This is a genomic window from Paenisporosarcina sp. OV554, from assembly GCF_003058165.1.
GTDB lineage: Bacteria > Bacillota > Bacilli > Bacillales_A > Planococcaceae > Paenisporosarcina.
The window spans coordinates 1-16,170 of sequence record NZ_QBUC01000013.1; the positions used below are offsets into that span (position 1 = coordinate 1).

At 35.4% G+C, this 16,170-nt stretch carries 16 protein-coding genes; 13 read left to right on the top strand and 3 right to left on the bottom strand.

Going from position 1 to position 16,170, the window contains the following annotated elements; all coding sequences use genetic code 11:
• From C8K15_RS12055 to C8K15_RS12070, 4 genes are all read left to right on the top strand, one after another.
• Positions 1-214, top strand: a 214-nt coding sequence (locus tag C8K15_RS12055; protein WP_199224109.1) for a Ger(x)C family spore germination C-terminal domain-containing protein, incomplete at its 5' end; no start/stop codon positions are given.
• A gap of 2 nt (positions 215-216) precedes the next feature.
• On the top strand, positions 217-453 hold the full coding sequence (locus C8K15_RS12060; RefSeq protein WP_108586656.1) for a hypothetical protein: 237 nt from the start codon (positions 217-219) through the stop codon (positions 451-453).
• A 33-nt stretch (positions 454-486) separates the two neighbouring features.
• On the top strand, positions 487-1,593 hold the full coding sequence (locus C8K15_RS12065; protein ID WP_108586657.1) for a GerAB/ArcD/ProY family transporter: 1,107 nt from the start codon (positions 487-489) through the stop codon (positions 1,591-1,593).
• A gap of 110 nt (positions 1,594-1,703) precedes the next feature.
• Positions 1,704-2,807: a GerAB/ArcD/ProY family transporter gene (locus C8K15_RS12070; RefSeq protein ID WP_233260470.1), complete on the top strand. Its 1,104-nt coding sequence runs from the start codon at positions 1,704-1,706 to the stop codon at positions 2,805-2,807.
• 525 nt (positions 2,808-3,332) lie between these two features.
• Here the strand turns inward: C8K15_RS12070 and C8K15_RS20605 are convergent.
• The 3 genes from C8K15_RS20605 to C8K15_RS20815 all read right to left on the bottom strand — a co-directional run bounded on the left by C8K15_RS20605 (position 3,333) and on the right by C8K15_RS20815 (position 3,948).
• The gene (locus tag C8K15_RS20605; protein WP_199224110.1) at positions 3,333-3,497 is read right to left on the bottom strand and encodes a hypothetical protein; all 165 of its coding nucleotides are present in this window, start codon (positions 3,495-3,497) and stop codon (positions 3,333-3,335) included.
• A 29-nt stretch (positions 3,498-3,526) separates the two neighbouring features.
• On the bottom strand, positions 3,527-3,709 hold the full coding sequence (locus C8K15_RS12075; RefSeq protein WP_108586659.1) for a YfhD family protein: 183 nt from the start codon (positions 3,707-3,709) through the stop codon (positions 3,527-3,529).
• A 92-nt stretch (positions 3,710-3,801) separates the two neighbouring features.
• Positions 3,802-3,948, bottom strand: coding sequence for a YciI family protein (locus C8K15_RS20815; RefSeq protein ID WP_233260471.1), 147 nt, complete (start codon positions 3,946-3,948; stop codon positions 3,802-3,804).
• A 639-nt stretch (positions 3,949-4,587) separates the two neighbouring features.
• Here C8K15_RS20815 and C8K15_RS12085 point away from each other — a divergent pair.
• The 9 genes from C8K15_RS12085 (at position 4,588) to C8K15_RS12135 (ending at position 16,112) form a co-directional block, all read left to right on the top strand.
• Positions 4,588-5,850: an ATP-binding protein gene (locus C8K15_RS12085; RefSeq protein ID WP_108586660.1), complete on the top strand. Its 1,263-nt coding sequence runs from the start codon at positions 4,588-4,590 to the stop codon at positions 5,848-5,850.
• 981 nt (positions 5,851-6,831) lie between these two features.
• Positions 6,832-7,230 (top strand): hypothetical protein, encoded by a 399-nt coding sequence (locus C8K15_RS12095; RefSeq protein ID WP_108586662.1) that lies wholly within the window; start codon positions 6,832-6,834, stop codon positions 7,228-7,230.
• 12 nt (positions 7,231-7,242) lie between these two features.
• Positions 7,243-7,446 carry a helix-turn-helix transcriptional regulator gene (locus C8K15_RS12100; protein ID WP_063235833.1) on the top strand — a complete coding sequence of 68 codons (204 nt, stop codon included), beginning with the start codon at positions 7,243-7,245 and terminating at the stop codon, positions 7,444-7,446.
• Between the two features lie 48 nt (positions 7,447-7,494).
• A complete protein-coding gene (locus tag C8K15_RS12105) occupies positions 7,495-7,701 on the top strand; it encodes a hypothetical protein (RefSeq protein WP_108586663.1) in 207 nt (68 codons plus the stop codon).
• A gap of 225 nt (positions 7,702-7,926) precedes the next feature.
• Positions 7,927-8,067 (top strand): DMT family transporter, encoded by a 141-nt coding sequence (locus C8K15_RS12110; RefSeq protein ID WP_108586664.1) that lies wholly within the window; start codon positions 7,927-7,929, stop codon positions 8,065-8,067.
• A gap of 67 nt (positions 8,068-8,134) precedes the next feature.
• A complete protein-coding gene (locus tag C8K15_RS12115) occupies positions 8,135-9,496 on the top strand; it encodes a D-serine ammonia-lyase (RefSeq protein WP_108586665.1) in 1,362 nt (453 codons plus the stop codon).
• Between the two features lie 400 nt (positions 9,497-9,896).
• The gene (locus C8K15_RS12125) at positions 9,897-11,756 is read left to right on the top strand and encodes a GAF domain-containing sensor histidine kinase (protein WP_108586666.1); all 1,860 of its coding nucleotides are present in this window, start codon (positions 9,897-9,899) and stop codon (positions 11,754-11,756) included.
• Complete coding sequence (locus C8K15_RS12130) at positions 11,731-12,366, top strand: response regulator (RefSeq protein ID WP_108586667.1); 636 nt, start codon at positions 11,731-11,733, stop codon at positions 12,364-12,366. The genes C8K15_RS12125 and C8K15_RS12130 overlap by 26 nt, the downstream gene beginning before the upstream one ends.
• Positions 12,367-12,554: 188 nt before the next feature.
• Positions 12,555-16,112: a S8 family serine peptidase gene (locus C8K15_RS12135; RefSeq protein ID WP_108586668.1), complete on the top strand. Its 3,558-nt coding sequence runs from the start codon at positions 12,555-12,557 to the stop codon at positions 16,110-16,112.
• Positions 16,113-16,170: the final 58 nt, after the last annotated feature.

The window sequence follows — 16,170 nt, forward strand, 5'->3', positions numbered from 1 at the left end:
CATTGAATCGGTACAAAAACAATATGAATCAGACATATTTGGATTTGGTGAAGCCATTCATCGATCCAATCCGAAAGAATGGAAAAAGATTAAAGGGCAGTGGAGGGATGAAGGATTTTCTGAGTTGACAGCGAATGTTAAAGTTGACGTGAAACTTCAGCATACGGGTACGGTAGGTAATTCCTTCCTAAAAGATGTAAAGGAAGTTAAATAATTATGTTGAAATGTATAGGAATACTCCTGATTGCGGCTACCATTCTGTGGATTGAAGTTCCACCCCTATTGGAAAAAAAGTATAAAAAAGAGTTACTTGTGTTTGCTATTCTTCTTGCTATTGCCGTAGGATTGAGTAGTATTACACTAGGATTTGGAAAATCTATTCCAACTCCACTAGATTTACTCACTTTTGTGTTTAAACCTCTTAATGATGTTATTGCTCATTTGTTAAAGTAAAAGAACAGTGTGGAGCGGAAGGTATGATATGAAATGATGCAAGACGTTAAAATAAACTCGTACCAATTTCTAATTTTAGTTATTTTTTTTACGATTGGTACAAGTCTCTTAACTGTACCATCAGTATTAGCGGCCGACGCGAAACAAGACGCTTGGATTGCCGCTATAATTGGTACGGGAATCGGGTTATTGTTCATATGGCTATTCATCACTATAGCTCTTTGGTTCCCTCACCTCACCATTATCCAAATCAATGAAAAAGTATTTGGAAAATGGATAGGTAAAGCCTTTTCTGTTTTCTTTGTACTCACGACTTTACTTTATACTTCAGAACTTTTGTTTTATTGTGGAACATTCCTAAACATCCATGCGCTGCCAAGTACTCCAATGGTAGTCCTAAATATTCTTATGGCGGGGGTAGTGGTGATGGGAGTCCGTCTTGGATTGGAAACCATCGCTCGTTCTGCAGAAATCTTAATTGCCGTTTTCTTCGTCCTTTTTCTCATTTTAGTGTTGTTTATTTCACCTGAAATCAAGTTTGAAAACATACAGCCTGTATTTGAGGTGGGTACAAAAAAGATCGTTCAATCATCCTTATTTTATTTCGTAGTATCTTCAGTTAATGCCGTTATTTTATTAATGATTTTTCCTTCCTTTATTAACAAAGTGAAACAAGGTAAAAAATCCTTTTTATTCGGAAACATAATAGGTGGAATCATCATTATTATTATTACATTTTTGACTGTTTCTGTATTAGGTCCTGAGAACACTGCAAGACAGTCTTATCCTAGCTATGAATTGGCTAAAAGGATAAATGTTGGGGATTTTGTACAGCGTATCGAGGGGTTAATGGCCGCACTTTGGATTATTGCGCTCTACTTTAAGACGGTACTTTATTTTTACGCTTCCGTTTTAGGTATTGCACAAATTCTAAATTTGAAAGATTACCGCCCTTTAACATTCCCCTTAGGCATGTTTGCTGTTGTCCTTTCTCTTGTGATTTATCCTAACGTCATCTACCAACAATATTGGGACGGTACAACGGGTAATTCCTTATCATTGTCATACGGACTTTTTTTACCTCTTTTGCTGGTAGTCGTATATGCCATACGAAAAAAAACAATAAAAAAAAAAGCTTGAAATCCCTAGGAACAAAATATGCTAAAAGCCAATTCGACAATGCATTGCCAAGTCAGTGACGGGTACCCGGGAGTTCTAGTGGTGTGGAGAGGAAGATATGATATGAAATGATGAAGGATGTAAAAATAAATTCGTACCAATTTCTAGTTCTAGTCACCTTATTTACCATTGGTTCGAGCATCTTGCTTGTACCATCAGGCTTAGCCCAAAATGCGAAGCAAGACGCTTGGATTGCCGCTATATTCGGGACGGGGATTGGGTTATTAATCATTTGGCTTTTTTGCACGATAGCGCAATGGTTTCCTCATCTCACTTTTATTGAAATCAATAATAAACTCTTTGGGAAATGGATAGGGACAATATTTTCTCTTTTATTTGTGTCGATTTCTTTTCTTTATACCTCTACTCTTCTAGCTCATTCTGGAACTTTTCTAAATATCCATATGCTGCCAAGTACTCCAATGGTAGCGCTTAATATACTTATGGGAATGATTATCGTGATGGGTGTCCGTCTTGGGTTAGAGACAATCGCTAGGTCGGCCGAAATCTTAATTGTTGTTTTCTTCTTCCTATTTCTCATTTTAGTGGTGTTTATTTCACCAGAAATCAAGTTTGAAAACATACAGCCTGTGTATGAGGCTGGTACAAAAAAAATCATTCAATCATCCCTGAATTTTGTCGTTTATTCTTCTGTCAATGCTGTTATTTTGTTAATGATTTTTCCTGCATTTATAAACAGAACTAAACAAGGTAAAAAATCCTTTTTAATTGGAAACTTAATAGGTGGAATCGTCATCATCATCATTACATTTTTGTGTGTTGCGGTATTAGGTGCTGAGAATACTACAAGACAGATATATCCTGGCTATGAATTGGCTAAAAGGATAAATGTCGGGGATTTTGTACAGCGTATCGAGGCGTTAATGGCCACCCTTTGGATCATTGCGCTCTACTTTAAGGTGACCCTTTATTTTTACGCTTCCGTTTTAGGGATTGCACAAATTTTAAATTTAAAAGATTATCGTCCCTTAACTATACCGTTAGGCATGATTACCATTGCCCTTTCTCTTGTGATTTATCCAAACGTTATCTACCAAAAAAATTGGGACAGTACAACGCTTGTTTCATATTCATTATTAATAGGATTATTTTTACCTCTTTTGTTAGTAGTTATATATGCGTTACGCAAAAACCAATTTAAAAAAGAAGCCTGAAATCCCCTGGAAGCAAAATATACTAAAAAACCAATTCGACAATGTATTGCCATGTCGGAGATAGGACCTAATCGTTAGGTGTTTATCTGGCTTATTTTGTCTGCAAAAGATACTAATGCTCACCTTCTGTTTTGAAGGAAAACCGAATTTTTATCGACGACTGGGATTGGCGTTTATTATCAAACGGATTTAATTGCATTTGCTAACGTGGAAAGCACACGGTTTGGCAAACACAATGTGTATGTCGAACTCCCATATATTCACGTCTCCTATGATTTGCGAGGAAGAGGGATAGGGAAAAATTATTTGAAGTTTGTTGTGAAAAAGCCAAATTATTAGGTGCTGAAAAATTGTACATAGCTGCTCATCCATCTGTTGAAACGCAACGCCTTTATAAACAAATGGGTTGTACCTTAGCAAGTGAAATAAATGCATAAAGAACCGTTGGATTTGCAGATGGAACGATTATTGTAAATAAAACAGCCACCTAGACGAAAAAGGTGGCTGTTTTATTTTTTAAAATTTTTATGAAGTGGGTTTTTTGAGATTCTCTTCGAATGATTGACGAGGTGGGTCTTCATTTAAAGCTTGATCCTCAAATTTATTATCAAGAAATACTTGAACTCCGTTAACACTGACAATAATATTGCTAGGATCGGAAAAGAGTTCTTTTTCACGATTGAGGCTCAAAAGTCTTCACTCCAATGGTTAAAGCTTGTTTACTTCTTGTTGTTTTTATTACGTTGGTTTGATGCTTTGCCATTTACGTTTTTATTGATTAAATCCGTGAATTCCCGAGAAAACTCTTGTCTTGCTTTTTCAGGAGACGTTTTCATCGTTTTTGGTGTTTGTGGCAATGAATTTTTGTTGTTGCTAGATGAATTGTGATTGTCTCTACCCATTTGTTCGCCTTCTTTCCAAAGTATTTTGTTCTTGAAAAGTATGGCTTAAAAAAGGGTTTTTTATGTGGTATGAAGGTAGAAAAAATTTTGAATTAATTTTTTATTAAAGCAACTCGATATGGGAATAATGTTGCTGTCATAATGCCTTCTTTAACTGCCGGATCGTTTTCCATTAACGTAATTGCTTCTTCTTCTGAATTTACTTCCAAAATAACAATTCCAAATCCTGATGGATCCAAGAATCAGTGTGCCTTCTTGTTGCAAATTTTGTAACACCTCAAAATGGTGTTGGACGATGTTATTTTCTTTATCCGTCCAATTACTTTCATCTAATAGCGCGGGAATTAATTTGAGTTGGTATAAAAATTGTGTTTTCTCCACAATTTAACCTCCATTTAAGTTTTCAGTATTATCTAACAGTAGTACAAAAAATCCTCCAATGCCAACATTCATTTTTATTAATTAAATGGATAAGGATAAATTCTTATTTTCCGCATTTCCATGACGCTACTCCTGTAAGACAAGCGGGATAAATTTCTGTAAAATAGTTATCTCTCCATTTTTGTGTAGATAAAATATAAAATAGATGATTAACAAAACAAAAGATGTCAGTAATATCCCCAACCATAAAATCACCCCCCTCACAACGTACCTTTTGAGAGAGGGGGGGTGAAAAGTTCTTCTGTTCCAACTGCTATCGCTTGAAACAATAACGGATTTATGTATTTATTTCCTCCTTTCAAAATTTTTAATAAAATTTATTAAAAATTTCGTAATATTCAAACTTTTCTTCTGGATAAATCATGTATAATCATAATAATATTTCGTTTATTATACTTGATAGACATGTATATTAATAGAAAGGAGGGGAGTAGAGTATGTGGATACATACACTGTTATTAAATGCATTCATTATTATCCTTTGTATTTTTTGCTATCAAATATTTTGGTTAGATAAAGATGGAAATAAAGTGCGTAATAATGTATTAATTTCCTTTCTTTCATCAATTTCTACTATTCTTTGTATGACGTTCCCCTTCAGTTTTCATTTGGGATATATTTATGATTTTCGGCTTATTCCTATCATTTTAGCCTTTCTATATGGCGGTTTAAGAAGCTTTATTTTTGTCACCTTTGTTTATCTTTCTTACCGTTTTTGCTTAGGAGGAAACGGCTTTTTCCCATCAGTTATTATTATGGTTATTTTGTTCGGTTCTATTATTGTAATATTTTATTTTGTTCGACCAGCTGATTTAGAGAAAAGGAGAAAATTCTTCGGCACACTGCTAATTCTTATTTGCACTAGTTCTTTTTCTGTTTTTGCTATAATGAACGAAATAAAGATAGATGGAACGGCCGGCTCTGTTCGTATGCAATTTTTATGCAGTTTTATAGTAATCAATATCCTTACGGGATTATTATCTATTTATTTAATTGAAGGAATGATTGAAAAGTTTAAAATGAAAGAAAAAATTCAAAGGGCAGAAAAATTTTATGTGATAAGTGAATTGGCCGCCTCTTTTGCTCACGAGATTCGAAATCCACTAACTACTATATATGGATTTATTCAGTTGTTTCATAAAAATGAAATCTCGGAAACACATAAGGATGAGTATTTACAAGTCACGCTGCAGGAGTTAGAAAGGGCACAGCTTATTATTGACGATTATTTATCATTAGGAAAACCACAAAATAATGTTACAAAAGACTCGTTAGATATTAGGCTAATTGTCAATCAAGTAATAAATAACATTTCACCGCTAGCAAGCTTACATAATATTGAAATCAAAAGCAGTATTAATGACTCACTTTCTATAAATGCAAATGCCGATAAAATAAAACAGTGTTTAATTAACATAATAAAAAATGGGATTGAAGCCATGGCTAATGGTGGGATGCTACGAATTAATGTGAAAAAGGGAAAGAATAGTATTGTGATTGAGATTATCGATTCAGGCATTGGAATGTCTCCTAATGAGATAAAGCGGATCGCCATGCCGTTTTATTCATTAAAAGAGGAGGGGACTGGGCTCGGCACTATGATTGCATATGGTATTATTAAAGAATTAAACGGGGATATAGAAATAAAAAGTGAAAAAGGGAAGGGAACATGTTTTTCAATTATTATTCCTTCATTATAAAAGAGCCCGACATGGCCATGTTGTTTATTTAACTTTTACGTTCGAAAGCGGAACTCGTTTTCTTTATATAGGGACTGATGTAAAGCCAATATTTTGACGTAAAACTTACGATAATACAATTTTTGGAATAAAAATACCAAATTTTCCTACGGTAAGGCGGAAATTCGGTCTATTTTTGCTTCTATCCAAAGGAACACAGTATTTTGAGATAAGTGGTATATCAACAGATACAGCTATTGCTGTTGAAGTGAAAAAGGAAAAATATGCAAAAGTTATATTTGCTCATAAGGCGACCTTCCATTGGATGAATTTGATTTCAAATCCTTACCTTTATCTAATTTTATTCGTAGTGGCAGTCGTACTATTTAGTTCATTACTTATGAAACCATTGACGTTGTCTCGCCTTCGGTTTTAAAGAATTCCTTCTTATTGAAGTTAAGCAATATGTTAGTTGAAGATCATTTGTCTTTTTCTATATTAACATCGGGCATTTCCTATATTATGTCAACCTATGATGTATACGTGATACAAGCCATTTGAGTAAGTGAATCGATGTTTAGCGGAACATTTACTCTGAGGATTTTCGAGTACATTTGTAATTGGAAAAAAATAGATTAAAATAGATACAAGCAAATAAACGATTGATTAAAATAAAATTTGAATTGGGATTTTTAATGGATCCAAGTTATATTATCGGATTAGAACAAACTTTAAACGCTATCATCGCTTCTGATTATTAATCAACTAACAGGTGCTTTACTTCAATAACAGGGGTTGCTGCGGCAGCCTTTTTCTAATGGAACTATCGGGGCAGGTTAGTTGAACACTATTAAAACTAAAATTATTCAAATGATGAAATATTTCGTTACTTCTAGCACCATTATTTACTATTGACTTTTTTTTGAAATAGATTAACATGAAATCAACTTCACGTGAAGTTAACTTCACTAAAGGAGAATAAGTTGGTTAGGAGAGGTATGATTGAAAAATCTATTCATACAGCGTTTTTTAGTCTCAACTGTGATAATTATATTGGGAATCATTCAAATAATTCTCGATACATCACTAAGCTTTAATTTTGGCTATATCATAGTATTCATAGGTGGAATAATTTTGTTGTACTCAACAATTTCTTACATTACTTCCCGTAAGAATAAATCACTAGAAAAGGAATTATCGAAGGAGTATGACGAAAGAGATGCTTTAATTGATGGGAAAGTTGCTCACTTTTCCTTGCATATTCTGATGTGCGAAATTTTTATTCTTATGTTTATAACTAATTTTGTCGTTATCCCAACAAATACTGCATTATTTGTTGTCTTAGTATCATTAATAATTATTGAAATTGGGTCTAGAAAGTATTACAATCTTGTCCTTTAATTCGGAGGATTTATGAAAAATAGAGTAAAAGAATTGCGAATAGAATATGGAATAACGCAACAAGAATTAGCTGATAAAGTAAGTGTATCTTCTAGAACAATCATCTCATTGGAAAAACAAAAGTATAATCCATCTGTACTACTTGCATATAAAATAGCTTCAGTTTTTAATTTATCAATTGAAGAAACTTTTATTTTTGATGAGGATGACAAATAATACATTTCATAAAGATGCACATATAACATAAACAACGGAGGAATTTAAATGTATATTATAGGATTTATTTTAGGGATAGTTTTAGTAGTTTGGGGTATTTATCGTATGAGAACAGATGATGGCTTATTTGGAAAAAATCAAAAAAACAAAAACTTATTCAATTTACTGTTAATGGGAGAAGCTTCAGGAATAGGACAATTTTTGGGTGGAATTATCTTAATTATTGCAGTGATTATAGGATTTTTTGTGAGGTAGTAATAAACAAGAATTTCAATTTTTCACTGGAATATTGTGAATGAAATCACTTAAACAAACATGTGCGTTAGTTGAAGAACCGGCTGCCTTTTACGAGGCCACTGAAAAACTTACGTTTTTAATTTTGTAAGTGTGATTTAACTTTAAAAGGCGTCATTTCGTTCGAAATCGAACGAAATAACGCCTTTTTCTTTGTATTACTTATTCTGATTCCTTCATTATGCAATATGGACCGCTATCGGCACAGTTGGAAGTGTTTTAGCAGGAATGATATTCTTTAATGAACCTAGAAGTTTAAGATTAACCCTATTGATTATGTGTATAATTACAGGGGCAGTAGGTATTAAAATGACTTCTGGACATTAATATCAGGGTTTTAAATGGCGATAAGCTAGATGCAGAAAAAGGTACGAACCTTAGGAGGAGAAGAGAGATGAAAACTATTCAAGATTGGATAAAAGAATATCCTTTAATAAACGAGTTAGTTGCTACAAAGGAAGTGTTTTGGTCAAATCCTAAATATGAACCATTTCAAACAGAGGGTAAGAAACTTCCGCTTAATGATAAAGATGTAAAAGATGCTGAGGAAAGGCTCAAGCGTTTTGCTCCTTACATTGCTAAGGTTTTTCCTGAAACAAGAAACCTAAACGGAATCATTGAATCTCCGATTGTACCCATCCCGGCGATGCATCAACAGTTATCACACACCTATGAGCATCCATTAGAAGGGACATTTTTGTTGAAATGTGACAGCCACCTTCCCATTTCAGGTTCCATTAAAGCACGCGGCGGCATTTACGAAGTGTTGAAACACGCAGAAACGTTGGCGATTCAATATGGTTTATTATCAGTAGAGGATGATTATTCGATCCTTGATAGCGATAAATTTAGAAACTTCTTTTCCGATTACTCCATTGCCGTCGGATCTACAGGCAATTTAGGGTTAAGTATAGGCATAATGAGTGCCAAATTAGGTTTTAAAGTATCGGTCCATATGTCTGCGGATGCAAAGAAATGGAAGAAAGATCTCCTTAAAAGCAAAGGAGTAACGGTGATTGAATATAAGGAAGATTACAGCAAAGCGGTCGAAGAGGGGCGCAAACAGGCTGATAGTGATCCGAATTGCCACTTCATTGATGACGAGAACTCTCGCGATTTGTTTTTAGGATATGCAGTGGCAGCAATTAGACTAAAAAAACAATTAGAAGATTTAAATGTAACTGTAGATGAAAACCATCCACTATTTGTTTACCTTCCATGCGGAGTGGGCGGTGGGCCGGGAGGAGTGGCTTTTGGTTTAAAACTAATGTATCAACATCGAGTACATTGCTTCTTTGCAGAGCCTACACATTCTCCATGTATGTTACTTGGGCTAGTAACAGGTCTGCATGATAAAGTCTCTGTACAAGATTTTGGAATTGACAACATCACATCAGCAGACGGCCTTGCGGTAGGAAGACCATCAGGATTCGTTGGTCAAACCATGGAGCCTTTATTAAGCGGAAGTTATACGGTAAGCGATAATGAATTATTTAAACTATTAAGCGCATTGGTCGATACAGAAAATATTCACCTGGAGCCTTCCGCATTAGCCGGTGTAATAGGGCCGGTAAAGTTATGGACTGAAAAAGAAGGAAAAGAATACATACAAAATCATAACTTAACAGATAAAATGAAAAATGCTACACATATCATGTGGGCTACCGGTGGAAGTATGGTTCCTAAAGAAACGAAAAACGAATATTATAAAAAAGGAGTAACGTTATCACAAGGAACCCAGCCGAATTGGGATTAGCCGGATTCATGATAAATATTGTCCCATGGCCAGAGTAGTTATCAGGATGGGGTACTTTAGAATCGTTGAACCCGAGTATTTAGAGAAAGTAAGAAAAGAAATTCAAAAGTATGGATTTTTCGCTGAAATAGACAAAAGTAGAACAGATCCAGAACTCTTGATGGCATGTGACGGGAATCAACATATATCTTTTGTACTATAGTGTCTAGTGAAAAAGTGCGGTTAAAATTATAACATTTGATGAACAGGCAAATGAAGATTTAAGCTTTATACTAGTACTGTGTCTTGGAGCACAGCCGGTGATTGACTAGTGGGGAATTTCTTCATTTTGCCAGTGCCGGTTTTTTGATGCATAATAATAGTAATCTTATATTTCTTTGAGATAAAGGAAGGGATCGTTTTGAAAAAGATAGACTCTATTTCTATGAGAGAAAAAATAGTGAGTTTTTATCTTTATTCTATTTCTTTTCTTGGTATGATTGCTGTTATAAGTTCCCTATTTAAAAGTGAAATGCCTTCTGAATTAATAATCCTTTTGCTGTTAGCGGTGTTTATGGGGATTATTGAGTATTTTCCTATCCGCATTGGGAGAGGAGGAATCACGCTCAGCCTTACGCTCATTTACCCAATGATTTGGGAGTTTGGGATACATATAACTGTCATTGCTTGTGTGTGTGTAATGGTATTTACCCAGTCCATTCGCCGTTTACCCATGCAAAGAACACTATTTAATACTACTCAATTTGCTTTAAGTATCATTCTAGCAGAATGGTTGTCCAAACAATGTATTTCTTTTTTTATTACGGAGATGAACCTGCCTGTTTTATCTGAAGAATTAATAAGCTTGCTTTTATTTACCGTATTCTTTTGCTCTATCAACACCCTTTTTTTCGATCTTTTAATGGTGCTTCTTCCTCAGCCATACACGCGAGAACAATGGCACAAGAAAAATATGTTAGTATTTTTGAGTGCAAGTTTTTGTTTATTCTACGCCTTTCTTATATATATCTTAGAACATCGATATCGCGGAGAGATGGATGGAATTACTGTTCTGTTCTTCTTTTTCCCGCTTGTAGCCATTTGCATCATTAGTTCTTTCTCCCGGCAAATACGGATTGAAAAAGAACGATTATATAAACTTTTTTCTATTACGACGGAGTTGAGTCAGGGGCTATCTGCCGGAAACTTACATCAGATGAAACAATCACTTAAAGGATTCTTGGGAATACAAGCATATGCTTTATGGGCAAAAGATGAAGGGAACTGGCAGATTCTGTTAATGGATGGAAAAGTACATTCCAATATTTCAAGTTCGTTTGATCTGCATCCGAATTTTGAGGAGATAGCCCAAACCTTTGTTGTTACTGATTGGAAGACGGGTATGGCTCCAGGAGATGAAGTATTTGAAGATGTCATACGCTCCCTCGTCTACTTACCTCTTAAAGTCAATAATGAGTTGGTTGGAATGTTTGTTGCAGGCAAAAGCAGGGGGGCAAGTTTTATTACCGAAGATATACAGTCTTTAGCTACGTTTGCCAATCATTTGGGTAGCTTGCTTAAAACACGGTCGCTCGTCTCCGAACAGGAAAAGAGAGTTATTTTGGAAGAAAGAAATCGACTAGCCCGTGAAATCCACGATGGAATTGCACAAGTTTTAGCTGGGGTCATATTTCAGCTGGAATCAGCTCAGAAGAAATCCGAAGATCAATCAGGAAACATGCAGCAAGTGGTAGACAAAAGCATAAAAAAATTACGGAATAGTTTAAGTGAAGTTCGGTATTCTATCTATGCTTTAAAGCCATATCCTACCCAAAGGCTAGGGCTAAAACAAGCAATTGCTAATAAAATTGAATCTATAAAACAAGAATATGATCTGGCCATTACTTATCATGAAAGAGGCCGTTCTCGTACACTCAGTTTTTCAAAAGAACGAGTTATTTTTGATACTTTACAGGAAAGCTTGCAGAACATTGTAAAACATGCAAAAGCGGACAAGGTTGACATTCTCCTAAGCTATCAACGTGAACATACACTTTTAAAGGTGAAGGATAACGGGGTTGGCTTTTCCCTTTTTGAAGCCATGATTAAATCGAAACATGAGCCTCATTATGGCATTTTGTATATAAATGAACAAGCTGAACAGCTGGGAGCTACCCTTCAGATTGATAGTTCAGTAGGAAAAGGTACAGAAATTACATTGTCAATTCCAGATTCAGAAACGGGGGATGAGTATCATGATTCAAATATTACTAGTGGATGATCATGCTGTCTTGCGTGATGGACTTCGGAGCATATTGGATCTCGAATCCGATATCCGAGTCGTAGGAGAAGCCGTTTCCGGGGAGGAGGTATTGAAGAAAGTAGAGGAGTATAGACCTGATTTTATATTGATGGACATCAATCTCCCTGGAAAAAATGGCATTGAGGTCACGTCCCTCGTGAAAAGTCAGTATCCGAATTGCCGCGTTCTTATATTAACGATGTTTGAACATGATGAATACTTAATGGAAGCACTTCGGGCGGGTGCAGATGGCTATTTATTGAAGGATTCGTCATCTGAACAAGTGGTAGAAGCTATTCGAAAGGTATCACAAGGGGATTCGGTTATTCATCCTCGCATGACCCAAAAGTTGATAACGTATCATCAAAAAAACTCAGAACGTAACGAAAATGTGCTATCAGAGCGTGAAAAAGAAGTACTGTTTGAATTGGTCAAAGGTCTTAGCAATAAAGAAATTGCTGAAGTCCTATTTATCAGTGACAAGACAGTTAAAATTCACATCAATAAGATTTTCAAAAAGCTGAATGTGAAAAGCCGTACACAAGCAGTCATTTATGCCGTTCAAAATCAACTTGTTCCTTTTTCTTAAAGAACTATCCTGCGCCTAGACAAGGTGCGGATAGTTCTTTTGTTTTATGTTGGTATAGAACCAAAAGCTGTAGCAATTATACCTTTTGGTTAATTTTCAGAAAAGTGAAAAAGTGAAATAATAAAGATAGATTTGAAATTTACTAGTTTCATCTATTTATTATTTTATTAGGAAAAGGAGATAGGTTCATGAAAAAAAGAAAAATGAAGGCATGGAAAGTCATGACCACAGCAGCGATGACTTCCTTATTATTTTCATCACTTACCGTTTCTGCAGAAGGTGATGTTACGCAAGCTAAGTCGCAAATGGTTGAAGAAATTGAGGAACAAGGAGGAAATTTATTTTTTGATAATGACAAGTTAGAGCCTGGAAGTAATGATTTATATAATAAAGACATTAAAAAAGAAGGTTCGAATAAAGCCTATAATCCAAATGATATTGTTCGTCTAATTGTAGAAGTAGAACAACCAACAGATGTGGACAATACAGACAACACATCTAAAAATAAAAAAACATTAATGAAGCAAAAGCAAGACAAAGTAATCGATCAAATCGCTAACACGAAATCTTCAAAATCAAATTCACCGACTAAAGTAAAACACCGTTATTATGAAGGGTTTAACGGATTCAGTGTCGAAACAGAGTTCCAAGATATGAAAGAAATCAAATCTATTCCAGGGGTTACGAATGTACATATTGCTAGAACATTCCAGGAAACCATGGGTGCAAGTAAAGAATTAGTACAAGCTCAAAAAGTATGGGAACAATACGGATATAAAGGTGAAGGTTTAGTAGTCGCGGTCGTTGATTCAGGAATTGATCATTCGCACAATGATATGAAACTATCTGCTGATGCAAAAGTAAAAGAAAAATGGACTCAAGATAAAATGAATCAAAAAATGGCAGAGACAGCCGCAAACGAAATTTGGTATTCTGATAAAGTTCCAACAGGCTATGATTGGGCAGATAACGATACCGATGTCATTCCTAGAGGTGTAAAAGGTAGTCCACATGGTACACACGTAGCTGGTACTATTGGGGCAGGTGGAGACGAAACGAAGGGTGGAGTCGAAGGAATTGCACCAGGTGTGCAGCTATTAGCTGAGAAAGTATTTTCAGATAATGGTGGCGGAGCCTATGAAGATGATATTATTGCTGGTATTGAGCATGCCATCACTATGGGTGCAGATGTAATCAACATGAGTCTAGGTGTTGATGCAGGTTATGTAGATGAAGTATTTGATCCGATTCAAAAAGCTATCCGAGTTGCGACTGAACAAGGTACCCTTGTTGTCGTGGCAGCTGGTAATTCAGCTTATAGTACGAAAAATAATATCATCATGTCTTCATTAAGACCATATGCAGAAAATCCTGATATCGGAACAGTTGGTGCACCGGGTGTAAGTCCATATGCTCTATCGGTTGCTTCCTATGAAAATACTAAATATCATTTGAATACACTAACTACAGCAGATGGTTTTTCACTGCCGTTCCGAAATCAAACACAATTCCCTGCAGCCTATAATTTTAAAGTCTCTAAGGTTCTTTCACCAGATGTACCTTATGATTTGGTATACGTAGGGGAAGGAAGTAAAGCAACTAATTATCCAAAAGGAAAAACGGACTACATTGCGGTAGTTAAACTATTAAATCCATATAGTACTGTTTCATCTATTCAGTTTACTGCAAAGAGTGCAGGAGCAAAGGCTATTATTATGATACCACCTGCAGTATGGAATGATTATACTGCTCTACCAGTAACCCCAACTGCAACACCAACGGCTTCAACAAGTAAAGCTGTAGGTGAAGCATTACTGGAAAAAATGAATAATCTACCAATTGGCCAATATCTAAGTATGAAATTATCAAGCGATACTTCAGTAGATAACCCAGCGAAAGACACAATGTCCCATTTTTCATCTATTGGTTCACCTAGTACATTAGATTTTAAACCTGAGATTTCTGCTCCTGGTGGAAATATTTATTCGACTGTACCAGGAAATGACTATGAAATGATGAGTGGAACATCCATGGCAACGCCACATGTTGCAGGCGGTTCTGCATTGTTATTACAGGCACTTTATCAAAAAGGATTAACACATTCAGAAGATACTGTTTTAAAGGCAAAAATTGCTTTAATGAATACAGCTAATGTGGTTATGGATCCAAAAACGAACGGTGAAGTTCCATATTCACCACGTGTACAAGGGTCTGGTTTAATGAAAATTCAACATGCCATTAACACACCTGCCATTGTAACAAGAAAAGACACGTCTTTAGAACAAGCAGGATCGGTTGCTTTAAAGAAAATAGGTCAAAATACAAGTTTTAAATTAAACTTGGAAGCTTTCGACCTTCCTAAGGGTAAAAATAATAGTGATGATATTGAATACAATGTTTATGTAGATCTATTGAAAGATAAGACTGAAATGAAGGAATTCGATTTAGATAGTGATGGGCAATTGGATTCAAAAGAGTATTTAACATTAACTAGTGAACGTATTAATGGTGCGACTGTCACTGTAAATGATAATGTAGTAACAGATAAAACTGGAGTATTAGTTAAAATTAAACCAGGTCAAACAAAAATGCTAACTGTTAGTGTGAATTTACCAGATTCCTTAAAGAAAAATAGTTTTGTAGAAGGATTTGTTCGTCTAGTTCCAGTAGCCAAGGACCAAGATAAAGCAGTGCCTTTAACTGTCCCTTATATGGGCTTCTATGGAAAATGGGATGAACCACGAAATATCGACGCACCTGCATGGGAGAAGGATGCATTTGTAGGATATACGGCACTTTGGGATGAAAGTGCAGAAAGATATCCATTAGGATATAACCCATATTCTGATACTTTCTCTCTTAACCATATTGCCTTCTCACCAAACTATATTAATGATGGAATCTTTCCGTCATTCCAAGCATTACGTAATTTAGAAAAAGTTGAAATGTATGTTGAAGATCAATCTGGAAATCTCATTAAAAATTTAGGCGATTTTAGTGAATATACTGGTACTCCATGGAAATTCAGAAAAAATATAATGTCATATGGGGATACAAAGTATGGCGGATATAAATGGGATATGAAAGACTCATCCGGACAATATGTGCCTGATGGTGTTTACCAATATGTTGTCAAAACAACATTAGATTATTCAAACGCAAAACCACAGATTGTTAAAATGCCAATTACGATAGATTCTGTCGCTCCGACCGTTTCAAATATTACAGTAACGCCAAAGAACGAAAAATATGAAATTTCCTTCAATCCGCAAGACAATGCAAGTGACTTTAATTCTGCTGTTGTATGGGTGAATGGACAAGTTCATTCACTAAGTCTTGAGCAAAAATCTTTCTTAGTTAATACAGAACCGAAAAGTATTATTATTCTAGCCATTGATTATGCAGGAAATCAATCCTACAAAGTTTGGGGAGATCCGAGCTATATTAAAGATACTATGGCCGTTCAAACGGTCAGTATAACTCCGACTGCAAATATTAACAAAAGCAAACCTGCAAAAGTTAGTGCCTGGGCTTATGCCAGAGTAGACTGGACGATTAATGTTAAAGATGCAAGTGGAAAGATAGTCGATTCGTTTAAAGTGGAAAATGAACATTCACTGAAAACACAATGGCTACCTAATACGGACCTTCAAAATGGAACGTATTCTATATCAATTGATGTCGAGACAAAAGACGGTTTTAAAGTAACAACAACGCCTAAACAAGTAACGGTTCTCCAACAATAAACCGATTGCGCCCCAAGTGAGAATGATTCACTTGGGGTTTTTCATGCCCGATGCATGG